Raw genomic sequence first — 25,088 nt, 5'->3', positions numbered from 1 at the left:
GTCTTCTGCACGAAGCGTGCCAGTGCCTCCGCCACGTCAGCCCTTGCTTGCATGCGGCCATCCGTGCCAGCGGCACCCAACAGGAGCGGCAAGGCTTTGCCGCTTCGGCGGCAAAGCTGGGTTCACTCCGGCTTCTTCCTGGACTGGGTCACCAGTCGAATACCTTGGCACTCCAGTGGTATTGACCTTGCAGCATGGAGGTGGATGGTCAAGCCCGCATTGGGTGGGATTGGGTCGGGATCGACGGGGTCTTGCGAACCATTGAAGGCCGGCTGGCGACGAAAGGAAGCATGAAGATGTGCGGTGTGGGTTGGATGAGTGTTCAGGCGAGAGCTTCGCAACAGTGCTCCGGTCTTTGGCGTGGGGTGCGCTGCTTGCTGCTCGTCACGTTCACCGTCTTTGGCGCAGGTTTATGGGGTTCCAGCATGGCCGAAGCGGCTGATGCCACGGCCTGGGAGCCCGCCGAAAGCATTCGCCAGGTCGTCGAGCATTTCGTCCGAAGTCGCCTGCCACAACAATCGCAAGATGCGCGCATCACCGTTCAGGGGCCTGTGGAGGGCCTGCATTTTCCCCGCTGCGGGCATATGCAGGCGCGTGACTTCGGCGCTGCCAACCCTTTCGGCGCGCAGACCGTCGAGGTGGCCTGTTTGACACCTCAGGTCTGGTCTCTCTATCTACCGGTTCAGGTGGCTTGGCCGCAGGGGGCAGTGGTTGCAGCGCGGGCGCTTGGTGCCGGGCATGTGCTGACCGAGGGCGATCTGGCCGTGGTGCAGCGTGACCTGTCGAGCCTGCCCGCAGGCGCGATCACCAAGCCGGCGCAGGCCATCGGCAGGGTTCTGCAATACAGCGTGGCGGCCGGGCAAAGCGTCACCCAAGGCATGCTCGCCGGGCCGCAGCTGATTCACTATGGGCAGTCGGTTCCCTTGGTCGCACTGGGGCAGGGCGTGAGACTGGTGGCCTTGGGTATGGCCATGGAAAACGGGCGCCAGGGGCAAACCATCCTGGCGCGTAATGTCCAATCTGGCAAGGTCGTCACCGGCGTTGTCGACGGGGCTGGACAAATCATGGTGGCGATGGGGCCTTGACGAATCAGGGCAATCGATCGTCATGCCAAGTCGGTCAGTCATATTCCGTCAAATCCATGACGCAGCCGCCGGAAATTGGCGTCGAATAAAATATTGATTGGAAAATTTTTAAAATAACCATTAATAATTCTATTTTTTTAGAACAAAACTGTCTTATGTAAAGACTTGGGCTGGCACCAGGTTTGCTTGTTTTGAGCAATCATCCCTAGGAGCTGTGCCCATGTCGGCTTCGGCAATCACAACGAATATCGAAGCCAGCACCCCACACCCGGTCATGATCGGTGCTGCGGGAGACAGGCTGGACGCTGTGGATTCATGGCCAAATGAAGGTGCTGAGAGCCCTGACTCTGTAGCCATTCGTATGGCTCGAAGCTTGCCGTCTTCATGGCTGCAACGCTGCCTGCGCCAGGGCGCCTATCGCCAGAAGCCGAGAGCCGTGGCGGCGCTGCCGATTGAGGCCATCGAGCAGCATTTGCGTCAGGCGATGGAGCCGGCGCTTCGCACGGACACCCTGACCACTGCAAGCGCCGCGCTGATGGCAGAGCTCCAGGGTCTCGGTGGACGGGTCTCCAGCCTGGCGGCTGCGAGCAAATCCCAACCCGAGGCTTTGCGCATCTACGACGCCATCGTGGATAGCGGCCTGGCCTCCTTGCAGCAGATCGCTGAAATCGAGGTCGAACTCACGGCACAGCGAACTGGCCTCGACCCGCTCACCGGTCTACCGGGACGCCGAGCGCCGCCGCAGCGACTGCTCGCTGAACATGCATGGGTGATGAGGCGGCATGATCATTCTTGCGCGCTTGCGCTCATCGATCTTGACCAGTTCAAACTTGTCAACGACCGTTATGGTCATCTCGCTGGCGACCGCTATCTGGGGGCCTTCGCCACGATGCTGCAGGCGGAATTGCGGCCTTACGACGCCGCTTTCCGCTACGGCGGTGACGAATTCGTGATCTGCCTGCCCCGGACCACAGACGAGCAGGCGAACACGGTTGTTGAACGCATTCGCAGACGACTGCAACGAGAGCCCCTGCTGCATGTGCAGAGCCAAGCCTTGTCGGCGCAGTTTTCCGCCGGAATCGCCGCGTTGGACCCAAACGCCACCATCCCCCAAATCCTGTGCGAGGCTGACACTTTGCTCTATGCCGCCAAATCGCGATTGCAGCAGATGGGCGAGTTCCGCTGGGCCAAGACAGGTTCAAGTGGGGTCTGAACTGAAGCCCCAGTGCGGAAACATCGAAGGTCTTGACGCCATGAAGTCCGGGCCGAACCCGTGTTGCTTGCCACGGAGCTGGTGGTGAATCTCGCCCAAGCCTCTCCGGACGAGTTGATGGCGGCCTTCGCGCGCGATGCCGGCGTCTTTCTCGCCCAGTTCGAGCAAGCCCTGGCTGATGTTGCCATGGGCGTCGAGTCCATGCAAGCGCTTGGCCATGCCGGCGAGGCGCTGCGAGGCATTCGCATCGGCGCTGATTTTCTTGGGCTGGAGGCCGTACGCCAACTCTGCCGGCAAGGCGAGCAGGAATTGCTGGTGCAACTGCCTGGCGTCGGCGCAGGAATGCCTGTGCGCTGGGACGTCCTGCGGGTGGTGGTGACTGGGTTGCGCCGCACGCTTGAGCCCCTGGGGGATCTTGAGACTGAGCCGCTACAGGATCATGTCGTCGGGCTGACCCAAGGCTCCCCTGAGCGACCGGACCCGGTTGCATCTCCGGCTGCGGAAATACTGGTTGCTCAAGTCGCCGAGGCAGCGTCGACGCCCCCGGCGGTTGCAGCGGCGGAATCCATGACGTCTGGTTCCGACCAGGCGGTTAGATCGGTTGAGTTCTCGATTGCGGCCCAGCCCGCGACCGCAATCGGTCAGGATCAACCCGTCAAACGGCCCGACATTGAGCCGCCAGCAATCAAGGCCGCCGACCTCGAGCCACCCGAACTAGGACCACCTCTCGTGGAAGTCGTGGCTCCTTCACCAGCATCGGCGACCATGGCACCCGAAGCAGCGCAGGCGTCAAGGGACGGCGCGCCCCCCTCCGGTCCCGTAGCTGACTTGCAGCAGCCGCCTCCCACCGAGGGAAAACAAGACATTTCGGGTGGCAGCGCGTTTGCTACAGAGCCGTTTTTACAGCTGCTGGCGGAGATCCCGGGCTTGTTGCGCGAGCAGATCAAGAGCTGGCGGGAATTGCGCGAAGCCTGGGAGTCATGGCAAGTCAAAGTAGTCGCCGCATCCCCAGTCATTGCTGAGCCTGAACTTTCATCGGCGCCCATCGCACCGATGAAAGTTGCCGACATGAATCCTGACATCAAAGCGGCCGACAGCTCAAGTCAGATGGAGAAAGGCGCGCCGCAAGTCCGCCAGCATCAACCCTGGGATGCCGGTATCGAAGTGCGTTTGGTGCGCATCGGCGCTTGGTCGCTTGCCTTGCCTGCTACGTGTGTGCTGGGCGTTGTTCCCATGGATAACCGCAGTTTGAGCCTGCCTCGCGGCGAAGCGCTGCTGTTCACGGATGTTGGCGCCGTACCGGTTCTGAGCCTCGAATCCGCCTGGGGTGCATTGCCCGCCGAGACCTCGTGCATGTTGTTGCTGCAGTACCGTGAGCAGTTTTTCGCGCTGCGCGTGGACACATGTGCTCCCGTCCAGACTCTGCATTTCTGGTCCATCCCGCCGCAGATCGGAGCGTCGTATGGCATCGAGGCGGCCGCGGTGATGCCGCAGGCGGTGGCGAGTTCGATGGCGTTTTTGCTCTCGCTGAGGTTTCTGTCGCGCCTTCAGGGGCAGGTCCGTGGCAAGCGGCGATGAATCCAGCACCGGCCTCCCTGCATGTCGGATCGCATCTCCCGCAAGGGGTGCAGGCGCGTGATGCAGAGCCCGCTGTTGCGCAGGGTTCCGGGAGTTGGTTGCTGTTCGAGGCCGATGGCCAGCTATGTGCCATCGACAGCCGCCAAGTGCGGCAGATTCTCTTGCCATCCGGCTTTTCCCCCCTGCCTGGCCACAACCCACATTGCCCCGGCTTGCTGGCGTGGCAGGGAAGAGTTTTGGTGGTGCTCGATCTTGGTTTCAGCCTTGGCAGGCGCGCGAGCCTGGGTCGGCCGCAGACACGTCTGCTGGTGTGTCAGGGACCGACGCATGCTTGGGCCGTGGCGGTCGACGCGGTGCGAGGGTTTCACCGCGACTCGGCGCTCGCGCCGGAGTGGATCCCTGTGAGCCCCGGTTTATCGCCGCCTTGGAACGCCATGTTCGCCTTGTTGCCGCTGGCATCGGCGCCCGATGGCGAGGTCTGTGCCTTGCTGCATGTGCCGGCTCTATGGCACGGCTGCCTTGCCGTCATGTCCGAGTTCAGCGCGGCCGCAGATGCACGGCTGCATGTCTTTCCGGAGTTTGAAACGTGAAAATCTCCCCGATGCGGGCCTTGTTCCTGATGTGGCTGCTGTGCAGCGCGTGGATGGTCGGTTTGTGGTGGCTGGTGCGTGGTGCGTTCACTCCTGGCCTGATCGGCGCATCCGCGGCCACGGCCAATGGATCGATGCTGAACCTCGCCCTAGGGGGAGGGGTCGTGCTCGCGCTGTTTTTGGCCCTCTATCTCGGCCTGAGCATCAAGATCGAACAGGGCCGCTTGCGCATCACGGCCCAAGCCCTGATGCGTGGGGCTGCGCCACCGGGTACTGATGTCGCGCCCGAGTGGCGCGGCCTGCTCGACGATTTGCGCGTCGTCTCCCGTCGCCAGCAACAGGAACTGGCCGATACCAACAAGAAATTGCATGCTTGTGAGCATGACCTTGCCGTTGGCCAAGCCCGTGCCATGGCCACCAACTCAATGGCAGTTACGATGCATCAGACCATCCTCGGCACTCTTGCCGAGGTCGAGCAGATGCTCGCCGGCATGCCGCTTCAGGGGGCGGTGCAAGCGGATCGTCAAGCACGCGCCCATTCGAGCCTGGAACCGTTACAGCTCAGCCTGAAGGCCAGTGTCGCCTCTCTCGAAACCGTACTGCAGCCCGTCTCGGCACTGTTGAAAGCTGCGGAGATGGCGCCTACGTCTTTAACCGAAAAACACGAAGCGCGAACGCATGCCGCCGAGATGAAGCGTGCTTTCGTGCAAACGGCCACGCGGCTTGCCGAATCCATGCAATTGTTGGGGCTGAATTTCCGTCTCACACTGGAGCGCATCAGCCTGGAGCGTGACGAGAACCCAGAATTGGCCTCGGTGGTCGAGGATCTGGAGCCCTTATGCGCCGAGGCTGCGGTTTTGCAGGATCAGGTTCGTGCAGCAGAACGGACCTGGTTCGAGCTGGAGCCAGCCCCGACCGCTGGCGAGCCGTCTGCATGGCCGCTGCCGGGGCCGCAGACCCGGCAGGTGTTGGTCGCATCCCTGCAGCAGGCTGCACTGGAGCTACAAACCATGACTGCTGCATTGCAGCAAGCGCACTCTGAGCTGGAGCGGGATCCGACCGAATGGGTCAATTCGGAATCCGCCCAAGACTCCTTGCGAACGACTCTGGGTGCGATGTCACAGCGTCTATCGCTTGCGCTGCAGCAAGGGCGGATGGAATTCGCCCCGTCGGATATGACCACGCCGGCGCCCGACGCTGCCATCCCGAGTCCTTTCCCGCCTGATGCGTCCAGCCGCCACAGGGATGCTCAAGGAGAGGGCTAAAGTCTGGCGGTGGCGTGCCGTCAACCCAGGTGCGGGCAGGTTTGCCTGCATCCGGCAGGGACGCCGGATCATGTCCATCCACAGGAGCAACAAAATGGCCATTTCCGGCATCATCAACACCAACGTCAACGCGCTGAATACACTCAACGCCCTCGGCAGCACATCGAGCAGCCTCAGCACCTACATCCAGCAACTCTCCACCGGCAAGCAGATCAACGGCCCGTCCGATAACCCAGCTGGCTACGCCATCGCCCAGCGCTTCCAGACCCAGATCAACGGCTTGAACCAAGCGGTGTCGAATGGCAACCAGGCCGTTTCGCTCGTGCAAACCGCCACCGGCGCGCTGCAAAACGAAACCAACCTGCTGCAGCAGATCCGCACCATCGCCGTTCAATCGGCCAACGGCTCCAACACCTCGTCGGACCGGGCTTCCCTGCAAGGCGTGGTGTCTCAGCTGCTGGCCCAGGTTCAAACGATTGCGACGCAAACCCAGTTCAACGGGCAGAACATCCTCGACGGCAGCTTCTCCGGCCAGCAGTTCCAGGTCGGCGCGAATGCCAATCAGGTGATCAATGTTTCCATCGCGAACTCGCAGGCTAACTCCATTGGCGTCAACACGATCGGCACAAGCGGCACGGTTTACGCAGGGGCCAGCGGATCGGTCACCAATAACGGCTACGGCTCCGCTTACACCATCAACACCGGCGCTGGCGGTTTCACTGCAGGTACCGTCTCAATTTCAGGATCGGCGGGTGCCAGCGGCGTTGCCGTCACGGCTGACGAATCGGCGTCCAACATCGCCGCCTCGTTCAATGCGATCACCCAGCAAACCGGGGTGAGCGCAACGGCCAATACCAGCGTGGCTTTCACCGTGACCACGGGTTCGTTCTCGTTCTCGCTGAGCAACGGCACCTCCGGCAACCCGACCAATACCGTCAACATCTCGGCCAACGTTACCAGCACCGACCCCACTGGCCTGAGTGGACTGGTCGCGTCGATCAACAACAGCACGGCACAAACCGGCATCGCGGCCAGTGTGAATTCCAGCAACCAGTTGGTGTTGAGCCAGAACCAAGGACAGAACATCCTGGTTTCTGGTTTCGGCGGCAGTGGCACCCTGCAAGCAGGTTCGGCGACAGCCATTAGCAGCGGCTCGGGCACGGCACTGGTGCAGGGCTTCGTCCAGTTGCAGTCCACCCAGGGCTACTCGCTGAGCGGCGGCACCAGTATCGGCCTGGCCAACATCAGTTCGCTGAACGCCGCCTCGACCGTGAATGTGTCCACAGTCCAAGGTTCGAATCAGGCCATCTCGATCATCGATAACGCCATCAACGCCCTGAACCAGCAAGGTGGTGCGCTCGGTGCGATTCAAAACCGGATTCAAGCCTCGGTGCAGAACTCGCAGACCACCGCGACCAATCTGCAGGCGGCCCAGTCCGTGGTGCAGGATGCGAACATCGCCCAGGCGACGACGCAACTGTCGAAGTATCAAATTCTTCAGCAAGCCGGCATCTCCACTCTGGCGCAGGCCAACTCGCTGCAGCAGAGCTACTTGAAGCTGCTGCCGTAAACCAGTCTGAGGCTTGACCAAGACTTCCCCCGGGGGCTGCAAGGCGTCCCGGGGGTTTTGCCATCTGAAAGGTGGTTTTGTTTGGGGAGTTGTTCGCGTTTTTAACCGGTTCTTGGCGGGGGCATCATGAACATTCAAGGTGTGGCAGGACTGCCCGATGCGGGCGGTGTGCAAAAACGGTCAGCGGGCGATCTGCCCCCCATCGCAGCCAAGCCGCCTGCTGGTGCTGACGCGTCATTGCCTGGACCAGCACATACTCCGGCTGGCGGCGCAACGCCACCGGCGAGTCCCGGCACGGCACCGGCTGCAAAATCGGCCCAGGCTGTGGACAAAGCGCAGAAGCAGATCAGTGCGCAGGAGTCTTCGGTCGCGCTGACCGCGGGACTCGACCCTGGTGGCGATCATCCGGGGCAGGTGCTTGTGGAGCTCAAAGACAATGTGACGCAGCAAGTTTTTTTCCACTATTACCTTCCGGCGGAACAGGTTGCGAAGGCCGCGACGCAGGGCACGACTCAGGATGTGCCACCAGGCACTTTGCTGAAAGGAAAAGCCTGAGCAAGGGCTTGTGCTTGCTGTGCTTCAAGTTTGCGGCGGCTGCGCCGTTAAGTCAGACAAGCGAATACGCATTCGGAGTCAACCATGTCGTCGGTGTCCATTTCGGGTTTGGTGAGTGGAATCAATGTGCAGTCGCTGATCACCACGCTCAGCGCGGCTTACCAGCAACCCATCACCCTGTTGCAGAACCAGGAACAGTCCTACCAGACGACCCTGAGCGCCTGGGGCTCGGTGCAGAACAGTCTCTCAAGCCTGCAGTCGGCCGTGGGCAGTTTGCAAAACGTCACCAGTCTGAACAATCGCACGGTCAATCTGAGCAACACCAGTGCAGTATCAGGAACGGCCAGCGCGAACGCACCGCTGGGCAGCTATTCATTGAGCAACATCGTTCTGGCACAGATGCAGAGCGTGTACTCGCAGGACTTCACATCGGCCACCAACACGGCAGTTGGCACGGGTACTTTGCAAATCCAGGTGGGCAGTGGATCGGTCACCAATATCAGTATTGGAAGCGGCAACAACACGCTCAATGGCATTGCCGCGGCCATCAATGGGTCGAATAGCGGTGTGAACGCCGCAGTCATTTACGACGGCACGGGCTACCGCCTGACTCTCACCGGCAACAATACCGGCGCAGCCAATGCGTTTACCGTGAGCACCAGCGGTGCGACAGGTTCGCTGGCGGCCCTGAGTTACAGCGCCAGTGCGTCCGGTGGCATGACCCAGAGCCAGACGGCGCAAAACGCTTCAGTCAGCATCAACGGCCTGGCCATCACGAGCGCCACGAACACGGTGAGTGGTGCGATACCGGGAGTGAGTCTGAACCTGTTGCAAGCAAGTGGTTCGACAACGCTGACCGTGGCCAATGATTCCAGCGCCTTTGTCACCTCGGTGCAGAGTTTCGTCACAGCGTTCAACTCGACCATGAGCACCTTGAACCAGCTCACCGCTTTCAACGGTGGAACTGGCACGAGTGGATCGTCCGGCCAGAGCGGTCCGTTGATTGGTAACGCCGGCATCCAGACGCTGCGCACGCAGTTGCTCAATCTGATCAGTGGCCAGGGCATTGGTACGACGCCCGGCAGTTCTTACACCTCGTTGGGAGCGGTGGGCCTGAGCTTGGCGCAGAACGGCACTCTGGTGCTGAACTCGGGCACCTTGAACCAGGCGCTTTCGAGCAATTACAACGCCGTGGCCGGCTTGTTCGGCCAAGTGGGTAGCGCGACCAATGCCAACGTGCAGTACATCGGCGCCGGCAACAGCACCCAACCCGGAACCTATGCGGTGAACGTGACAACACCCGCAGCGCAGGCTAGCGTCACGGCGGCCAACCCGATTGCAAGTGGTGGTTTGAGCAGCGCCGAAACCCTGGTGATTGGCTCGGGAGCGACCAGCGTATCGGTGCAACTGGCCTCGGGTGCAACGATCAGCGCCATCGTTGCCACCATCAATGCCACGTTGACTCAGCATGGTTTAAGCAACATCGCAGCCATCAACAATAACGGCAGCTTGCAATTCCAATCGTCCGGCTACGGTAGTGCGCAAAGTTTCACGGTGGTGTCCACCCAGGCGGCCTCAAGTGGTAGCACTGGCATTGGCACCACGTTGCTCACGGGCAAGGGGACGGACGTGCTTGGCTCGATCAACGGCCAGACCGGCAGCGGCGCTGGCCAACAACTCACGGCCACCGGGCCGGGTGCGGCGCTCGGATTGCAAGTGAGCGTGACTGGCCAAGGCACGGGAAGCCTCGGGACTGTCACTGTCAGCCAGGGCATCTACCAGCAGATGAATGCCATCCTGACGCAGGCCCTCAACACGCAGAGCGGCTTTGTTTCGGCGGCCACCAGTGGCATCAACAGCACCATCACCAGCATCAACCAGCAGATCACCCAGTTGCAAAGCAGCGCGACGGCCCAGACCGCCTTGCTGCAGCAACAGTTCAACGCCATGCAGACCCAGGTGGCGCAACTGCAGTCGGTGGGTCAATATCTGACGGCATTCTTCAATACCGGCAGTTCCAGCAGTTCTTCGTCAACCAGTGGTTGAAAAATTTAGGAGACGTCTATGAGCGCAGGATTGGCTGTACAGGCTTATCGTCAGGTCGGGCAGCAGGGCGTGCCCGAAGACAAGCTTCTCGTACTGGGTTTGGACGGGATTCTGGAATATTTGCGGCGTGCCAGAGTGGCCATTGCTGACAGCGCGACCGACCGCAAACTGCTGGCCCTGAACAAGTCTTACCAGATCGTTGAGCATCTCTTGGTGGCCTTGCCCGGCGCGCCAGAAGTTACGCCGTTGGGGCATCGGCTTGAGGGTATTTATCGCTATTTATTGGAGCGTCTGGGCCAGGCCAATATCTTCGACGACGTGCAAGCCATCGATGATTGCGATGCTGTGGTCACCGCTCTGCGCGACTCCTGGCTTGAAGGTCTGCGCCGGGGCTGAAGCTGCCCATGCACGGTTGTCGCAGCGGGTTATGCTGTGCGCAGCGCAGTTGTCGCGCTAGCTCGCAGGTGAAGCCATGCCATGACCGCAACCGGTACGCCAGAACCGCTCGATACGCCTTCCAGGTTGCCGCACGCCGATGCGGTGCGCTTGGAAGGCCGCATGCCACTGGATTGGGTGGACACGATCACACCGGCGTCTGCATTGGCCGACGTGATGATCGACAACACAACCCTGCTCCGTGCTCTGCTGATGCTGGACGATCCGCATGCGGGCGTGGACACGGAACATGGCCGCAACGATGCCATCCAACAGCTCGAACGGCGTATCGACCTGCTGTTGATCATGGCCAGTACGGCGCTTCGCGGCATGAACACCATCCCCGAGGAAAGGCCATGCGTGTTGTCGGCCCGGTATTTGCACTGGGGCAGCGAGGAGGCGGTTGGCGTTGGCCGGCGGGTTTGGGCGCGCATCTATCTGCGCCACCGCATCGCCTTGCCGCTGATGCTGCCGGGTCAGATCGTGGAAGAGTCGGTGGAAAACGATTTGCTGTGGCACCGTCTGCAGATCGAGCCGTTGGACGAAGCCTTGCAAAACGACCTGGAACGTTTCATCTTTCGCCATCACCGCAGACAGATCGCGCGGCAGCGCTCAGGGCTATGACGCTGTCGTGCGCGGCAACATCCGAATCGGTGCGATGAGCCGAGGCCATTGCTCAATTCGGAGATCCGTTCACATGGCGCGTAAAAAACAACAGGAGGAGCACGAAAACCACGAGCGATGGTTGGTCTCGTATGCTGACTTCATCACGCTGCTATTCGCCTTTTTCGTGGTGATGTACTCCATCTCCTCGCTGAATGAAGGCAAGTACAAGGTGCTGTCGCAAACCCTCGTGACTGCATTCACGGGGCAGCCGAAATCACCAGAGCCGATTCAAACCGGGCAGCCCCACTCCAACACGCCCAGTGTCATCGACCTCCCGCCACTGCCCAGGCCGACAAGCTTCGCGCCGATTCCGACGATGGCACATCCAGCCCATGGGCCCAAGTCAGGTGCGACACCACCGCCAGTCGACCCGGTTGAGCAACAGCTCGAGGCCATCGCCCAGGCCATGGCGGCACGCCTTGCCAGTCAAATTCGCCAAGGCGAAGTGCAAGTGCGCATGACGCCGATGGGCGTGGTTATCGACATCCATGACGACCTGTTGTTCGCCTCCGGTCAGGCGGCGTTATCGCCAGTGGCTCAGGGCCTGCTGCAGGAGGTGGCTGGTGTGCTCGCTGGCTTGCCTTACCAGGTTCGGATTAACGGCTACACCGATGACAAGCCCATCCACACAGCGCAGTTTCAGTCCAATTGGGCGTTATCGGCCATGCGCGCCGTGTCGGTCGTGAACATGTTGATCCAACAAAATGTTTCCCCTGGGCTCCTGATTGCTGCAGGCTATGGTCAATATCATCCGATCGCTTCGAACGCCACACCCGAAGGCCGTGCCGCGAATCGACGCGTCAGCATCGTGATCGTGTCCCCTGAGCAACCCAAAAACGCAGACACCGCATTACACGAGGGCGGCATAGTGCCACCCGCCGCACCGATACCAGCAAAGGCCACCCATCCAGGAAATCCTTCGTGACCGACTCACTAGACGCCATTCAAAACCGCCTGCGTTGGATCAATCGGGGCATTTTGCTGATGGCCGTGCTGGTGCTTGTTGGCTTGCTCGTGTTCGCGCTCCGCTCTTTGCAGGCAGGCAGAACCTCTGCGGCCCAGATGAAGACGGTCATCGTGAACCAGCCGGGCGCCAAGGCGCCACGAGTCCTTATTGCTGCGAGCAAGCCTGCAACTCCAGCACCTGCGGCCGAGCCAAATGCGCCGAGTCCGGCGGCTGCGATTCCTGGCGCGGCGCATGCGGCTTCCGCATCGCGTCCAACCCCACAGGCTTCCACGAGCGCAAGCTTGTCCGCGCACACGCTGGCGAATGCTGCATCAACGCCATTGAAAGCTGCCGATGTCAATCATGCGGGTTCGGCCGCGCCTGCTGAGCCGGCAGCCCGTCCTCCTATCGGGCATTCCGCAAATCTGGAGCACAAGGTCAAGACTGATCACCTGCGTCTCCACCCCAGGGAAACGCGCCATATCAAGCCCAATCCAGTCCGAGCGGAGGCGCGTGGCAATGTACAACACAGGTTGGTGTCGAAATCAGCGATATGCCTGCGGCCGGGTTGGTACGTGCAGGTCGGCGCTTTCGCCGAGGACTGGCGTTTCGAACGATTGCAAATCCGCATGCAGCGCGACGGCTTTGCGACATGCAAGGCGCCGCAAACACCCAAGGATCTGAGCCTGTTGTTGGTCGGCGCTTATCCGACGCGTGATAGCGCACGCCGCGCCCAGTTGGGCATCAAAAAGTTGTTGGGAACTGACAATTATTTGCGCCACCTGTGGTCACGCTAGGCGCTAGCCAAATCAAAAAACCGGGCAGTGCTGGCATGGTGTGCGGAGCATCACCGTCCCGGATGCGAAAATGCGCTGCAAATGACAGCCAAACCCCTACAAATTGACGAGGCGGAACGCGAGCCGCAACTCCTTGGCGAAAGTTCGGCGATGGTGGCGTTGCGCACACTGATCCGCCGCGTCGCCACCACGGACAGCACAGTGCTGATCCAGGGCGAGTCCGGCACGGGCAAGGAACTGGTGGCGCGCTTGCTGCATGCCTGGTCATCGCGCGCATTTCGGCCTTTTGTCGCGGTCAATTGCGGCGCGATCCCGGGCGAACTGATGGAAAGCGAGTTGTTTGGCCACGAGCGCGGCGCCTTTACCGGAGCGCAGGCAGCCAGGAAAGGGCGTTTCGAACTCGCGGGACGTGGCTCGTTGTTTCTTGATGAAATCGCTGAAATGAGCCCCACGCTGCAAGTGAAAATATTGCGAGTTCTGCAAGAACGCTCGTTCGAGCGGGTGGGCGGCTCTGAAACGCTGCAGGCCCACGCCCGTATCGTCGCGGCAACGCACCGCGATCTGGAACAGCAAATCCAACTTGGGCGTTTCCGTGAGGATTTGTTTTACAGGTTGCATGTTGTTCCCATCCAGATTCCGCCGCTGCGCTCGCGTGGCGAGGACATTCTGCTGCTAGCCGAGCAGGCGCTACTGAACCTCGAAGAAATTGGCCTGGGCCATATCCGAATGGGCGACGGAGTGCAGCAGGCCTTGCTGAGCTATCGCTGGCCAGGTAATGTGCGCGAGTTGCACAATTTGATGGAGCGGCTGGTTGTCATGCATGCCGGCTCCACGGTGCAACTGCGCGACCTTCCGGCCAAAATGCTGACGCCCGGCGCACAAGCGTTGTCTGTCGAACTTGCTGCCGACACAGAAGATGGGTTGCGCGATCTGATGCAGTTGATGGCTGAGCCGCCCGAGTCTGTGCTGCCGGCACAAGGCATCGATTTGCGGAGCTACCTTGAACGGATCGAACGATCCCTCATCAAGCAAGCGCTTGGGGTCAGCGGTCACGTGATCGCACATGCGGCCAGCAAGCTGGGCCTGCGGCGCACCACCTTGGTCGAGAAAATCAAAAAATACGGATTGCGTGACGACTCCGGTGGGATAGAAATTTCCTGAATGCCCAGATGCATCGCGGGCTGTTTCCACACCCCCAGGCCCCAGTTGGCGAGTCATCTGCGCCGACGATGCCGCACGCTATGCACGATTTGCAGTCTGAGGATGGCGTCAAATTTCGGGCCTAGGGTGCAGCCGTCCGAGTCAAGACTTTGACGCGGACGTCCAGGCTGGGTCGTGGAACCCTAAGGATTCGGCCCAAGGCGCCCCTTGTCTCAAGCCACTGGTTCAGTGGGCACTGGAATTGCTTAGCATGGGACAGATGCCTGCCGAAGCAGAATGCTCCGTGGGTGCTTCTTGTTCTGTCGCGACTGGCCTGGATACCGATCTTGACCCCATTTTTGCGAGTTCCTTCAGCCGCTTTGGGGCTGCAAACTGACTTGGACATGCGCTTGGCCCTGCGTGCGCCCAGGACGATCCATGCGATGTTCGCCCCGATGGGTGCCGGGAAACCTGGGTGTTGCGCTGCACCTCTTCTTCCTGACGCGGCCATCGAATGATGCATGAGGATTCCTCCTCCGAAGCCCAACCAGCCCCTGTGGGTCGGGCTGGCCTGATTGCCCAGTCGCCAGCGATGCAGCAAGTGTTGGAGATGGCGCGACGAGCCGCGCAAACGGATGTCAGCATCATGCTTCTGGGAGAGAGCGGAGTGGGCAAGGAAGTGGTGTCGCGCTTCGTGCACCGCAGTTCGCCGCGCGCCCAAGCGCCGTTCATCGCCATCAACTGCGCCGCCATTCCCGAAACCCTCCTCGAAGCCACATTGTTCGGTTTTGAGAAGGGCGCATTCACCGGCGCTTTGCAGTCGGCGCCGGGCAAATTCGAGCAGGCGCAGGGCGGCACACTGATGCTGGACGAGGTGACGGAAATGGCGGCCGGGTTGCAGGCCAAGTTGTTACGCGTCCTGCAGGAGCGTGAAATCGAGCGCGTGGGCGGCCGCAAGCGCATTGCGCTCGATTTGCGCATCGTGGCCACCAGTAACCGCGAGCTGCAACTGGCGGTGAAGCAGGGCGTGTTGCGGGAAGATCTGTACTACCGTCTAAGTGTGTTTCCGCTTCGCATTCCGCCGTTGCGTGAACGGCGCGAAGACATCCTGCCGTTGGCAACCTCCATGTTGGAGCACTATGCAGCCCGCTTTGGCCTTGGGCTAGCACCACAACTGGATGCGGGGGCAAAGCAAAGCTTGCAGAGTCACCAATGGCCCGGCAATGTACGCGAGCTGGAGAACGTCATCCAGCGTTCGGCGATTCTTTGCGCGCAAGGGGTGATCACCGTTTCTGACCTGTTCTTGCAAACTTTCGAGGCTGTTGCACCAAGCTTCCCACGGTTGCCTGCTGGCGATCAAGCGGCCATGGAAGCGGCGCGTGCCCCCGTGAGGCGCGACCTGGACGCCGAGCTGGCTGACAATGAGCGCCAATTGATCGCCGACGCACTGCGAGACAGCCACGGCTCGAAAAAGCTGACGGCCGAGCGGCTTGGGATCAGCCCACGCACTCTGAGGCACAAGCTGCAGCGCTTGCGCGAGGCCGGTGTCGAGCTTCCTCCAACGCACGATGGTTGAGGCTGGGGGCTGGTGAGCGCCTGGAACGAGTTTTGCTTTTATTGGGCATATCGCCGGATTTTCGACGGACCAACCAACCCTGCGGGAGAGAGCCCTGATGAATGTTGATCGCATGCAGGAACTCGTCGGCCAGATGCGCTCACTGGCGGCCGAAGCTGCGGCCAAGCCGCAGGCGGGAGAGGGCATGGCAGGTGCGCCCTCGACGCAGCAGACCGATTTCGCGGCCACGCTTCAATCCGCGCTCGACGGCGTCAACCAGCAAATGCAGCAGGCCGGCAAACTACAGCAGCAATTTTCCGCGGGCCGTTCCGACCTCAGCCTGAGCGACGTGATGCTGGCTGGCCAAAAAGCAAGCCTGTCCTTCCAGGCTGTGCTGCAGGTGCGCAACAAACTGGTTTCGGCTTACCAGGACATCATGAACATTCAGGCCTGATAGAGCGGCGTTTCTGCCCACAAATCTTGCCAAGTATCCCGCCGCGCTTTGACAGCTGCGCCCGCACCCATCCCCCTTCGCTTCGAGCTACTCGATCAGCACTTGACCCATGGCCACAACCAATCCCGCCATGCCCGCGCCACCCATGCTGCAAGACCCGCTCGGGGCTTTCCGCAGGCTGAGCATGAATCAGCGCTTCGCCCTGCTGGCTGGCTTGGCCGCGCTGGTGGCGTTGATCGTGGCTATCTTGCTGTGGAGCCGGAGCCAGGGTTACGAGGTGCTGTATACCAATCTGTCCGAGCGTGATGGGGGGGCGGTGATCGCGGAGCTGCAAAAGCTCAATATCCGCTACAAGATCACCGATGGTGGCGGCGTGATCCAGGTACCTTCGGACCAGGTCTACGCCACACGCATGAAGCTCGCAGCCAGTGGCCTGCCAAAAGGCGCCGGTGTCGGTTTTGAGGTGCTCGACAACGAGCCCATGGGTACTAGCCAGTTTGTCGAGCAGATCAATTACCAGCGTGCGCTACAGGGTTCGCTGGCCCGCACCATCGAATCGCTCTCGGCGGTGGAGTCGGCCACGGTGCATCTGGCCATTCCCAAGCCTTCGGTGTTCCTCAGTCAGGAAGAAAAGCCCTCTGCCTCGGTCCTGCTCAAGCTCTACCCGGGCCGCGTGCTCAGTGGTGCCCAGGTTGCAGGTATCGTGCATCTGGTGTCGTCTGGCGTGGCGGGGCTGAGCGACAAGAACGTGACGGTGGTCGATCAGGACGGCAGCCTGCTGACGGCCTCGACACATAGCGACCTGGGCATTGAACCCGGTCAGCTGGCCTATCGCAGCGCCATTGAGCAGGAGTATCGCAAGCAGATTGAATCCCTCCTCGCGCCTCTGGTTGGCAGTGATGGTGTGCGCGTCGCGGTTTCGGCCGATGTGGATTTCGGCAAAACGGAGACAAGTTCGGTGTTCTATGGCCAGGGTCATCTACTCAGCCAGCAGACGCAGTCCACCACCAGTTCTGGCAACGCCAACCTGCCGGCTGGCGTACCGGGAGCACTGAGCAATCAGCCACCGGGCGGTGTGACAGCGCCATTCACGGTGGGGTCGGCCTCGGCACCGCTCACGCCGCAGCAGTTCGCGCAAATCACCCCTAGCCTCAAAACTCTGGCGCCAGCAGCCGCGAGCAGTTCAGCCACGACCAACTACGACCTTGACAAGACCGTCAGCCACACGCGGCAGCCGGTGGGCTCGCTCAAGCGCATCTCGGTTTCGGTCCTGGTGAACGACCAACCTGGCTCTGGGACGGGCGGCGCTTCCAAGCCGCGGGCGATGAATGCGCAGCAATTGGCGCAAATCAAGCAGCTTGTGGAAAATGCCATCGGCTTCAACGCAAAGCGCGGTGATCAGGTCTCGGTGGTCAACATGCCCTTCTCGGCCCAGATCGTCGCGGCCGAGAAGGCATTGCCTTGGTGGCGTTCGTCCTGGCTTTGGAATGGCGTGAAGCAGACCGTCCCCTATCTGGTGGCGCTGATCCTTGGCCTGTTCATTTACCGCGCCGTGCGCAAATTGGGTGGTGCAGGCGGTCCTACAGCGAACGAGCCCGGAGGGGTGGAGTCGGACGCGAGCAGGGGTGCTGGCGGGCGCCCGTCACGCTCTTCAAGCGAGGCTGAACTCGCGCCGGACGTGGTCCGCCTGAGCAATGCCTTCGAAAACGATGCGACCGTATCGCGTGAACTGGTTAAACAGGACTCGCGGCGCGCAGCGCAGGTCGTGAAGGAGTGGATTGCCGATGGCCAGTGACGAGGCATTCAAGGGCCTGGATCGCGCTGCCGTGCTGATGCTGAGCTTGGGCGAGGACCAGGCGGCCGAAGTGATGAAACACCTCGCCCCTCGCGAAGTGCAGCGTCTGGGTGTCGCCATGTCCAAGCTGAGCCGGGTCAGCACCGACCAGGCCCATGCAGTGATGCGAGAGTTTCGGGAAAAACTCGAACAACAGACTTCGCTCGGTCTCGGCGCAGACCAGTTCTTGCGTGGGGCGCTGACCAAGGCCTTGGGTGGCGACCGCGCCAATTCGCTGATCGAGCGCATTCTTCACGGCGGCGAATCCAGCGGGTTGGAAAACTTGAAATGGTTGGAGCCACGTGCGATTGCCGAACTGATCAAGCTGGAGCACCCCCAGGTTATCGCCCTGGTGTTGTCGTATATCGAACCCGACCAGGCGGGAGAGGTGCTGCATTTTCTGCCCGAGCGCGTATCGGGCGAGGCACTGCTGCGTCTGGCCAATCTCGACGGACTGCAGCCGAGCGCGCTGCGTGAACTCAACGATGCACTCGATGAGTTGCTGTCGGGTGATTCGCAGAGCGTCCAGGTCAGCGCCATGGGTGGGCCGAAAGTGGCGGCCGAAATTCTCAATCGCCTCGACACCACTTTGTCCAACGGCATCATGGAGCACCTGCGCTCACAGGATGAGGAACTGGCGAACAAGGTGCAGGAGCAGATGTTCGTCTTCGATGACCTGATCAATGTCGATGATCGCAGCATGCAGGCCTTGCTGCGCGAGATCTCGTCCGACGTGCTGATTCTCGCGCTGAAAGGCTCCAACGCCGGCTTGAAGGAGAAATTTCTTGGCAATATGTCAAAGCGCGCAGCCGAGATGTTGCGTGACGACATGGAGGCCAAAGGCCCTGTACGGCTGACCGAAGTGGAGGCCGCGCAGAAGGAAATCCTGCAGATCGCCACCCGGCTGGAATCGGCTGGACAGATTCAGCTTGGTGGCGGTAGCGCCGAGGCTCTGGTTTCTTGATTGACAACGTCTGGCCGAACCGTAAAGTCCGATGAGCGCGATCATTCCCAAGGCAGACGCATCCCAGGCCAGAACATGGCTCGCTCCGAAACTGGGGCGGGGCACCAACCCCACGCAGCCAGCGTCCGCTGGCCAGCAGGATCAACCGAAAATCAATCTGCCAACGGCTCAAAGCCTGGAGACGGTGTTCGACCAAGCCCAGGCCCAGGGGTATGAGGCGGGCCGACGCCAGGGCTGGGACGAGGGGCAGGCCGCAGGGTTGACGGCCGGCCGCGCTCAGGCCGAGGCGGACATCGCTGCCTTGCGCAATGTGCTGCTGCGGCTCAAGGGACCCACCAGCCAGCTTGATGCCGATCTTGAGGCCGCGGTGGTCGCACTGGCGCTCGAAATCGCCCGGCAGGTGGTTGTGCGTGAACTGCATACGCACCCTGAGGACTTGGTGGATTTGCTGCATCGCGCACTCACCGCGTTCCCGGTGCACGCCGGGATGCCCTGGGTGCGCCTTCATCCGGAAGACGTGAAATTGCTGCATGAACTGGCTCCCGAATTGGAGGCTGGCGGCATGAGCCTGATTGCAGACGAAGCGTTGCACCGCGGCGACCTGATTCTTGCCGCGGGTGGCGAGCAGCAGCGTGCCACTCCGGAGCGTCGCTGGCGCCCGCGCGGTGGGCATGACGCCCACTCGGAACTCGATTTGCGCATCGATGAGCGCTGGAGACAGGTGATGGCACGGCTGTTTGAGGAAGGGTCGCTGTGAGCGCTCCAGGGACGCCATCGGGTTCTCCAGAGCGCAATCGATCGGATCAACCTGAGCTGCATCCCGTGGGGTCTTTGCTTGCCCGTGGCCAGGAAGCCCCGGCTTGCCTCGCACCGTTGCCGGCCTTGACGCGTTTGCGCACACTCCACAAACGGCTGCAGGCGGCGGGTGATCTGCCGCTCCAGCCCAGCGGTAGTCTGGTGCGTGTGCGTGGCTTGATTCTTGAAGCACAGGGGCTGGACATCAGCCTTGGCACGCGCTGCATCATCAGCGCAGAAGGCCACAGGCGAGTGGCCGCCGAGGTGGTCGGTTTTAACGGCGACCACGTTCAGCTGATGGCCTCGGGTGATATGCAGGGTCTGGCGCCGGGGGCGCGCGTGAGCCCTATTCCCGGCGACCTCCGCATTCCCGCTGGAATGGAACTATGTGGTCGGGTGCTCGACGGTAGTGGCAAGCCGTTGGACAACCTGGGCCCCTTGCTGGCCTCGGCGTTCACCACACTCACCAGTGCACCCATCAACCCGCTTGAGCGAGCCTTGGTGCGCAAGCCGTTGGATGTCGGTGTGCGCGCCATCAACGCCTTGTTTACTGTTGGACGTGGCGCGCGTATGGGCCTGTTCGCTGGCAGCGGTGTGGGCAAGAGCGTGCTGCTGGGCATGATGGCGCGCAATACCGATGCCGACGTGATCGTCGTTGGCCTGATCGGCGAACGCGGCCGCGAGGTCAAGGAGTTCATCGAAGACATCCTGGGCGAGGAGGGTTTGCGGCGTGCCGTGGTGGTGGCCGCCCCAGCCGACGCCCCGGCACTGTCGCGGATCCGCGGAGCCCGCCTGGCAACGGCATTGGCTGAATATTTCCGCGATCAGGGCAAGCATGTGCTGCTGTTGATGGATTCACTCACACGTTACGCTTTGGCCTTGCGCGAAGTAGCGCTGGCGGCGGGTGAACCACCAGCCGCACGTGGTTTTCCACCCTCGGTATTTGCGAAGTTGCCGGCCTTGGTGGAGCGCGCGGGAAACGGTCGGGATGGTGGTGGCAGCGTCACAGCGTTTTACACCATCTTGATGGAGGGTGACGATCAGCAAGACCCCATTGCCGACAACACCCGCGCTATTCTCGACGGACATATCGTGCTCAGCCGCCGTCTGGCTGAGCAGGGGCATTTCCCGGCCATCGACCTGCAGGCGTCGATCAGCCGGGTGATGCCCAACATGGTCAATGCGGAACAATTGCGACGCATGTACAAGCTCAAAGAGCTGCAGTCGCGCTACACCAGCCAACAGGACTTGATCGCGGTCGGCGCTTATACGCCGGGTAGCGACCCCACCCTCGACCTCGCGGTGCAGGCGCATGCCGGGATTCGGTCGTTTTTATGTCAGGGAATGCTAGAGGCCGTCAATCTTTCGACGAGCCAGGATGTGCTGGGACAGCTCATGGCGCCGTATCTGCGACCGACGGGGGCCGCATAATGGGACGCGCAAAACAACAAAACTCAAGATATGCCGCAAACATCAGCGACGCCTCAGCGCATCGAAGCCCTGCAATCGCTTCATTCCCAGGTGGTCGAGACAGGCCAGCATCTGGCGCTGGACCTCAAGCAGATCCAGGCTCAGCACGACCAGGCCCGAGACAAATTGCACAACCTGCAGAACTACGCCTCTGAATATCGACGGCAGCTTCAGGCGCTGGAATCGCAAGGCGGCGATTGGAGCAAAGTGCGCGATCTGCGTGGTTTCATCGCCAAGGTTGATGCCGCCCAAACAGCTCAGCTTGCGGAGATCAATCGGATTCAAGTCTTGCACGCCGAAAAGTCCAAGGCCTGGGCCGCAGCGCGCCAGCGAGAGAAGGCCTATGAGCTTTTGCTTGCGCAGCAGCATGTTCATGTCAAATCGCTAGCGCAAAAAAGGGCCCTGACCGAGATGCAGGACTGGGCTCTGAATCCCCAGTCGCAATTCGTGAACACCAATCAGCCGACCAAGTTTTAGTCTTGCCGGCACGGCAAGGTTGGCGAAACTGGCTCGGGAATGATGTGCCCTGCGAGTGCTAACCGAGCTGGCGTGGCTTTTGCTTGTATTGGGGTAAAGCCACAGACGCGCCACAGCATGACAACCATCCCATCCATCGCCCCTCCTGCCAATTCCGGACAAGGAGCAGCCACCAGCCCGGCCCAGGGCCCAGTATCGAACGAGGCGGGGCAGCCGACGTTTTCCTCGGCCTTATCCCAGGCTCAAGGTCGGGAGCCGTCAGCGCCAAGGCAGGATGCGAGCACGGCTCAGGCAGGCAACGCAGCCCAAGTCGGAGCATCTGCAGCAACGTCAACGCCCGGATCTGCAACGAAAGACGCTCAAACCACGAAGGCGAAACACGATCCGAAAGCGGAGGGCCGAACCACCGCTGTGGGCCCGAGCCAGACGGTCGTGCCGACGGGTCCAGTGCTGGCTCCTGGCGCGATGCTTGATCCTCAGACTTCTGCGCAAGAAGCGGTATCGCGTGCCAATCTGAATACTGGCATTGCGGCAGTGAGCGGCAAAACCTTGCCGCTCACTGCCGCAATGGCGGCGGCCACTTCACCGCTTTCACGCACCGAATGGCCGCAGCCCATCCTTCCGACGACCAATTCGCTCGCGTCTTCGGAGAGCGGGACAGGTCCCGCGGATGCCAATGCCGGTTTGGCGAATGGCATGGCGGCATCGAAATTTTTAGGCAAGGATGCGACCCACCAGGATGCTCAGGCATTGCCGAATGCCTGGAGCAAAGGTCGGCTCGGACCTGAAGATGCGGCGCGTCTTTCAGGCAGTGACAACACGGATCAACCAGTCTCACCGAAAGGTGCCCTGCTTGCCAAGGCCACAGGGGAACAGCCTCTGAATGGCGGGGCGTCCCTGCAAAGATCAGACACATCTCTGGCTCCGGGGGCAGCATCCAATACCTTTCCCGGCGCATTGATGCCGGGTGCTTTGCAGTTGCAGGCAGCCTCGCCGTCGGCCCAAACCTACACGGCAGCCCTGCATGTTCCCGTCGGCGCTGCTCCCTGGGGTCAAGAACTCGGGAGGCAGATGTTGTTCGCGGTCAACGGTCAGCAGCAGTTGGCCACCCTACACCTGAATCCGCCACAGCTCGGACCGCTCGAAGTGCATCTGCAACTGCACGATGGGCAGGTGAACGCTCAATTCGTCTCACCGCATCAGGCGGTACGCCAGGCTCTGGAAAGTGCGATGCCGCAATTGCACGATCTCTTCACCGGCGCAGGTTTGACTTTGATGCAAACATCAGTCGATTCGGGCGGAACTGGGCGAAATATGTCTCAAGATCGGCCATCAGGTTCTGAAGGCTTCGGCGGCGTCTCCGCTTCTGGCAACTCCGCACGGTCCAATACGCAGGTTCCAGCCTCACAGCCAAGCTGGAAACAGGGGCTGGTCAATACCTATGTCTGAATTCGCATTCGTCCAGCCGACTCTTGCGGCAGGCCCATGGCTCAATTTCCTGGAATCCGTGCCGTTTACAGTGTCAAGCTCGGCATGACTTCTGGAGTCTCTACATGGCAGCAAAACCGGCCAAGGCCAAATCGGGCAACGGCAGATGGATCATCATTGCAGTGGTCGTTTTGGTCATCCTCGGCGGCGGCGCTGGGAGTGCTTGGTGGTTCCTGATTCGGCCCAAACCCCAACTCACCGCACAGCAACTGGCTGCGCAGCGCGAGAAGCTCGCCCATTTCATCAGCCTGGAGCCGTTCGTCACCAATGTGCTGAGCCAGGATGGCAATACCCACTATTTGCAAGTCAAGATCGATCTGAAGACCTACGAGCCCAAGGCAGATGAAGAGGTCAAGACCATGACGCCCGAGATACGCAACACGATTTTGCGCATCCTTGCCGCACAGCAGGCTGCCAAGGTCAGCACGGTGCAGGTGCGCGAGCAGTTGCGCCAGGAGATCCTGGTGGCGATCAACCAGATCCTCGCGGGTGGCAGCAGTCAGCCGGCGCACCCACCCACCACCGGCATCGCTCAGGCGGCAACCCCCGCAGGCCCGATTGCTGGGGTGTATTTCACCGCCTTCGTGGTGCAGTGATGGTCAAGGACGTTCTGTCGCAAGACGAGGTTGATGCGCTACTTCAAGGGCTGAGCGGCGAAGATGCCGCAGCCGAAGAAGTGCCGGCCGATTCCAGCGGCGTGCGTCCCTACGACCTTGCTAGCCAGGACCGCATCGTGCGCGGGCGCATGCCCACGCTGGAGGTCATCAATGAGCGTTTCGCCCGACTGTGGCGGGTGGGGCTATTCAACTTTCTGCGCCGGTCGTCCGAAATTTCGGTGGCTTCGGTCCGCCTGATGAAGTACAGCGAATTCATCCGCACCCTTGTGGTGCCGAGCAATCTCAACCTCGTGCAGCTCAAGCCGCTACGGGGTACCGCTCTGTTCATTTTCGATCCACGTCTGGTATTCAGCGTGGTCGACAATTATTTCGGGGGCGATGGCCGTTTCCATGCGCGCATTGAGGGGCGCGACTTCACGCCGTTGGAGCAGCGCATCATCTCCCGCATGCTGGATATGGTGTTCAAGGAATACAAAATCGCCTGGAACCCGGTGCTGCCGCTGGAGATTGAGGTCACGCGCTCGGAGGTCAACCCGCAGTTCGTCAACATTGCCACGCCGACTGAAGTGGTCATCGTCTCCACCTTTGACGTCGAAATCGAGGGCGGCGGCGGTAGCCTGCATATTTGCATTCCTTACAGCATGATCGAGCCGATACGCGATCAAATGACCACCGGCATGACCACTGATCGCAACGAGGTCGATCATCGTTGGATGCAGGCGCTGCAAAGCGAGATGCGCGAGGCCGAGGTGGAAATGCGAGTTGAGTTGCTGCAGCGTTCCATCCTCGTGCGTGAACTGTTGCAGATGCGCGTGGGCGACGTGTTGCCGGTTGATATGCCGGAGACCGTCGTGGCGCGCGTGGACGGCATCCCCGTGCTCGCCGGCGAATTCGGCCAGCATGATGACCACATGGCGCTTAAGGTGCGCCAGCGTCTGATGCCCGAGGTTGTCAAAGAGCGGTCTTCCCTGGCTCTGGCTCGTTGATGAGCCAAGTCGAACTTAACGACGAGATCTTCAGGCACCGATCATGGCCGATGAAACGCAGACCGCTGAGATGACCCAGACCGAGCCAGGAGCCGACGCGGACGATTGGGCTGCAGCGATGGCGGAGCAAGCGCCTGGGGCGGCAACAGCGCCACCGGAAGTTGAGCTTGCACCTGAAGCCGCCGCGCAGCGCGCACCTTTCCCCGAACTTCGCCCGGACGTTGGTCATGCCGCATACGCGGATCAACTGGATCTCGTGATGGATATTCCTGTCACGCTTTCCGTGGAACTCGGGCGCACCAAAATTCAGATCCGCGAACTGCTGCAACTGGCCCAGGGCTCAGTCGTCGACCTCGACCGGCTTGCCGGTGAGCCGATGGATGTGCTGGTCAATGGTTTCCTCATCGCGCGTGGGGAAGTCGTGCTGGTGAATGACAAATTCGGTATCCGCCTCACCGACATCGTCAGTCCGACCGAGCGCGCGCGGCGTCTGGCCTGAACCACTCCAATCGATGGATCAGGTTCCCTGCAGCACGAAGGTCTGATTTCCGGATGATGGAAC

The 25,088-nt window shown here is 61.1% G+C and carries 25 protein-coding genes; 24 read left to right on the top strand and 1 reads right to left on the bottom strand.

The genetic code is table 11. The features are described 5' to 3' along the window. Window positions 1–365: 365 nt before the first annotated feature. Together flgA and ACYCUK_RS07780 are read left to right on the top strand one after the other, a co-directional pair. Window positions 366–1,085 (top strand): flagellar basal body P-ring formation chaperone FlgA, encoded by a 720-nt coding sequence (flgA, locus tag ACYCUK_RS07785; protein ID WP_461594243.1) that lies wholly within the window; start codon window positions 366–368, stop codon window positions 1,083–1,085. 373 nt (window positions 1,086–1,458) lie between these two features. Further along, a complete protein-coding gene (locus ACYCUK_RS07780; protein WP_461594225.1) occupies window positions 1,459–2,298 on the top strand; it encodes a GGDEF domain-containing protein in 840 nt (279 codons plus the stop codon). On the opposite strand, the gene ACYCUK_RS07775 is transcribed toward ACYCUK_RS07780, so the two are convergent. Next, window positions 2,284–2,619, bottom strand: coding sequence for a hypothetical protein (locus tag ACYCUK_RS07775; protein WP_461594224.1), 336 nt, complete (start codon window positions 2,617–2,619; stop codon window positions 2,284–2,286). The genes ACYCUK_RS07780 and ACYCUK_RS07775 overlap by 15 nt on opposite strands. On the opposite strand from ACYCUK_RS07775, the gene ACYCUK_RS07770 reads away from it, so the two are divergent. The 22 genes from ACYCUK_RS07770 to fliN all read left to right on the top strand — a co-directional run bounded on the left by ACYCUK_RS07770 (window position 2,608) and on the right by fliN (window position 25,025). Next, entirely contained in the window at window positions 2,608–3,876 is a 1,269-nt protein-coding gene (locus tag ACYCUK_RS07770) for a hypothetical protein (protein ID WP_461594223.1), read from the top strand. The genes ACYCUK_RS07775 and ACYCUK_RS07770 overlap by 12 nt on opposite strands. Further along, window positions 3,873–4,466: a chemotaxis protein CheW gene (locus ACYCUK_RS07765; protein WP_461594222.1), complete on the top strand. Its 594-nt coding sequence runs from the start codon at window positions 3,873–3,875 to the stop codon at window positions 4,464–4,466. The genes ACYCUK_RS07770 and ACYCUK_RS07765 overlap by 4 nt, the downstream gene beginning before the upstream one ends. Continuing rightward, window positions 4,463–5,731 carry a hypothetical protein gene (locus ACYCUK_RS07760; RefSeq protein ID WP_461594221.1) on the top strand — a complete coding sequence of 423 codons (1,269 nt, stop codon included), beginning with the start codon at window positions 4,463–4,465 and terminating at the stop codon, window positions 5,729–5,731. The genes ACYCUK_RS07765 and ACYCUK_RS07760 overlap by 4 nt, the downstream gene beginning before the upstream one ends. Window positions 5,732–5,825: 94 nt before the next feature. Then, complete coding sequence (locus tag ACYCUK_RS07755; RefSeq protein ID WP_461594220.1) at window positions 5,826–7,301, top strand: flagellin N-terminal helical domain-containing protein; 1,476 nt, start codon at window positions 5,826–5,828, stop codon at window positions 7,299–7,301. Window positions 7,302–7,427: 126 nt separating this feature from the next. Then, a complete protein-coding gene (locus ACYCUK_RS07750) occupies window positions 7,428–7,856 on the top strand; it encodes a hypothetical protein (RefSeq protein WP_461594219.1) in 429 nt (142 codons plus the stop codon). An 84-nt stretch (window positions 7,857–7,940) separates the two neighbouring features. Further along, complete coding sequence (gene fliD, locus ACYCUK_RS07745; RefSeq protein WP_461594218.1) at window positions 7,941–9,902, top strand: flagellar filament capping protein FliD; 1,962 nt, start codon at window positions 7,941–7,943, stop codon at window positions 9,900–9,902. Between the two features lie 18 nt (window positions 9,903–9,920). After that, entirely contained in the window at window positions 9,921–10,298 is a 378-nt protein-coding gene (gene fliS, locus ACYCUK_RS07740; RefSeq protein ID WP_461594217.1) for a flagellar export chaperone FliS, read from the top strand. Between the two features lie 81 nt (window positions 10,299–10,379). After that, a complete protein-coding gene (locus tag ACYCUK_RS07735; protein WP_461594216.1) occupies window positions 10,380–10,961 on the top strand; it encodes a PilZ domain-containing protein in 582 nt (193 codons plus the stop codon). 73 nt (window positions 10,962–11,034) lie between these two features. Further along, window positions 11,035–11,928, top strand: a complete 894-nt coding sequence (gene motD / locus ACYCUK_RS07730) for a flagellar motor protein MotD (protein ID WP_461594215.1) — start codon at window positions 11,035–11,037, stop codon at window positions 11,926–11,928. Window positions 11,929–11,987: 59 nt separating this feature from the next. Then, on the top strand, window positions 11,988–12,746 hold the full coding sequence (locus ACYCUK_RS07725; RefSeq protein ID WP_461594214.1) for an SPOR domain-containing protein: 759 nt from the start codon (window positions 11,988–11,990) through the stop codon (window positions 12,744–12,746). Window positions 12,747–12,827: 81 nt separating this feature from the next. Further along, a complete protein-coding gene (locus ACYCUK_RS07720; RefSeq protein WP_461594213.1) occupies window positions 12,828–13,907 on the top strand; it encodes a sigma-54 interaction domain-containing protein in 1,080 nt (359 codons plus the stop codon). Between the two features lie 571 nt (window positions 13,908–14,478). Then, the gene (locus tag ACYCUK_RS07715; protein ID WP_461594212.1) at window positions 14,479–15,462 is read left to right on the top strand and encodes a sigma-54 interaction domain-containing protein; all 984 of its coding nucleotides are present in this window, start codon (window positions 14,479–14,481) and stop codon (window positions 15,460–15,462) included. Between the two features lie 97 nt (window positions 15,463–15,559). Then, window positions 15,560–15,895, top strand: a complete 336-nt coding sequence (fliE, locus tag ACYCUK_RS07710; protein ID WP_112484407.1) for a flagellar hook-basal body complex protein FliE — start codon at window positions 15,560–15,562, stop codon at window positions 15,893–15,895. Between the two features lie 109 nt (window positions 15,896–16,004). Continuing rightward, window positions 16,005–17,690, top strand: coding sequence for a flagellar basal-body MS-ring/collar protein FliF (gene fliF / locus ACYCUK_RS07705; protein ID WP_461594211.1), 1,686 nt, complete (start codon window positions 16,005–16,007; stop codon window positions 17,688–17,690). Beyond that, window positions 17,680–18,693 (top strand): flagellar motor switch protein FliG, encoded by a 1,014-nt coding sequence (fliG, locus tag ACYCUK_RS07700; protein WP_461594210.1) that lies wholly within the window; start codon window positions 17,680–17,682, stop codon window positions 18,691–18,693. Before fliF ends, fliG begins: the two co-directional genes overlap by 11 nt. A gap of 31 nt (window positions 18,694–18,724) precedes the next feature. Next, complete coding sequence (locus ACYCUK_RS07695) at window positions 18,725–19,450, top strand: FliH/SctL family protein (RefSeq protein ID WP_461594209.1); 726 nt, start codon at window positions 18,725–18,727, stop codon at window positions 19,448–19,450. 74 nt (window positions 19,451–19,524) lie between these two features. Then, the gene (locus ACYCUK_RS07690) at window positions 19,525–20,919 is read left to right on the top strand and encodes a FliI/YscN family ATPase (protein ID WP_461594242.1); all 1,395 of its coding nucleotides are present in this window, start codon (window positions 19,525–19,527) and stop codon (window positions 20,917–20,919) included. Between the two features lie 30 nt (window positions 20,920–20,949). Next, window positions 20,950–21,435 carry a flagellar export protein FliJ gene (locus ACYCUK_RS07685; RefSeq protein ID WP_461594208.1) on the top strand — a complete coding sequence of 162 codons (486 nt, stop codon included), beginning with the start codon at window positions 20,950–20,952 and terminating at the stop codon, window positions 21,433–21,435. A 465-nt stretch (window positions 21,436–21,900) separates the two neighbouring features. Next, entirely contained in the window at window positions 21,901–22,884 is a 984-nt protein-coding gene (locus ACYCUK_RS07680) for a flagellar hook-length control protein FliK (protein ID WP_461594207.1), read from the top strand. Between the two features lie 104 nt (window positions 22,885–22,988). Continuing rightward, on the top strand, window positions 22,989–23,519 hold the full coding sequence (locus tag ACYCUK_RS07675; protein ID WP_461594206.1) for a flagellar basal body-associated FliL family protein: 531 nt from the start codon (window positions 22,989–22,991) through the stop codon (window positions 23,517–23,519). Continuing rightward, the gene (gene fliM, locus ACYCUK_RS07670) at window positions 23,519–24,526 is read left to right on the top strand and encodes a flagellar motor switch protein FliM (protein ID WP_461594205.1); all 1,008 of its coding nucleotides are present in this window, start codon (window positions 23,519–23,521) and stop codon (window positions 24,524–24,526) included. The genes ACYCUK_RS07675 and fliM overlap by 1 nt, the downstream gene beginning before the upstream one ends. A gap of 43 nt (window positions 24,527–24,569) precedes the next feature. Next, a complete protein-coding gene (gene fliN / locus ACYCUK_RS07665; protein ID WP_461594204.1) occupies window positions 24,570–25,025 on the top strand; it encodes a flagellar motor switch protein FliN in 456 nt (151 codons plus the stop codon). Window positions 25,026–25,088: the final 63 nt, after the last annotated feature.

Source organism: Thiomonas sp. (genome assembly GCF_054608695.1).
Note: the sequence above shows the minus strand (reverse complement) of the source record. Positions and strands in the feature narration are given on the sequence as shown.

Coding starts and splice junctions, on each gene's coding strand:
- ACYCUK_RS07765 (WP_461594222.1), top strand. CDS start 3,873: ATGAATCCAGCACCGGCCTCCCTGCATGTCGGATCGCATCTCCCGCAA.
- ACYCUK_RS07755 (WP_461594220.1), top strand. CDS start 5,826: ATGGCCATTTCCGGCATCATCAACACCAACGTCAACGCGCTGAATACA.
- ACYCUK_RS07750 (WP_461594219.1), top strand. CDS start 7,428: ATGAACATTCAAGGTGTGGCAGGACTGCCCGATGCGGGCGGTGTGCAA.
- fliD (WP_461594218.1), top strand. CDS start 7,941: ATGTCGTCGGTGTCCATTTCGGGTTTGGTGAGTGGAATCAATGTGCAG.
- fliS (WP_461594217.1), top strand. CDS start 9,921: ATGAGCGCAGGATTGGCTGTACAGGCTTATCGTCAGGTCGGGCAGCAG.
- ACYCUK_RS07735 (WP_461594216.1), top strand. CDS start 10,380: ATGACCGCAACCGGTACGCCAGAACCGCTCGATACGCCTTCCAGGTTG.
- motD (WP_461594215.1), top strand. CDS start 11,035: ATGGCGCGTAAAAAACAACAGGAGGAGCACGAAAACCACGAGCGATGG.
- ACYCUK_RS07725 (WP_461594214.1), top strand. CDS start 11,988: ATGGCCGTGCTGGTGCTTGTTGGCTTGCTCGTGTTCGCGCTCCGCTCT.
- ACYCUK_RS07720 (WP_461594213.1), top strand. CDS start 12,828: ATGACAGCCAAACCCCTACAAATTGACGAGGCGGAACGCGAGCCGCAA.
- ACYCUK_RS07715 (WP_461594212.1), top strand. CDS start 14,479: ATGCAGCAAGTGTTGGAGATGGCGCGACGAGCCGCGCAAACGGATGTC.
- fliE (WP_112484407.1), top strand. CDS start 15,560: ATGAATGTTGATCGCATGCAGGAACTCGTCGGCCAGATGCGCTCACTG.
- fliF (WP_461594211.1), top strand. CDS start 16,005: ATGGCCACAACCAATCCCGCCATGCCCGCGCCACCCATGCTGCAAGAC.
- fliG (WP_461594210.1), top strand. CDS start 17,680: ATGGCCAGTGACGAGGCATTCAAGGGCCTGGATCGCGCTGCCGTGCTG.
- ACYCUK_RS07695 (WP_461594209.1), top strand. CDS start 18,725: ATGAGCGCGATCATTCCCAAGGCAGACGCATCCCAGGCCAGAACATGG.
- ACYCUK_RS07685 (WP_461594208.1), top strand. CDS start 20,950: ATGCCGCAAACATCAGCGACGCCTCAGCGCATCGAAGCCCTGCAATCG.
- ACYCUK_RS07680 (WP_461594207.1), top strand. CDS start 21,901: ATGCTTGATCCTCAGACTTCTGCGCAAGAAGCGGTATCGCGTGCCAAT.
- ACYCUK_RS07675 (WP_461594206.1), top strand. CDS start 22,989: ATGGCAGCAAAACCGGCCAAGGCCAAATCGGGCAACGGCAGATGGATC.
- fliM (WP_461594205.1), top strand. CDS start 23,519: ATGGTCAAGGACGTTCTGTCGCAAGACGAGGTTGATGCGCTACTTCAA.
- fliN (WP_461594204.1), top strand. CDS start 24,570: ATGGCCGATGAAACGCAGACCGCTGAGATGACCCAGACCGAGCCAGGA.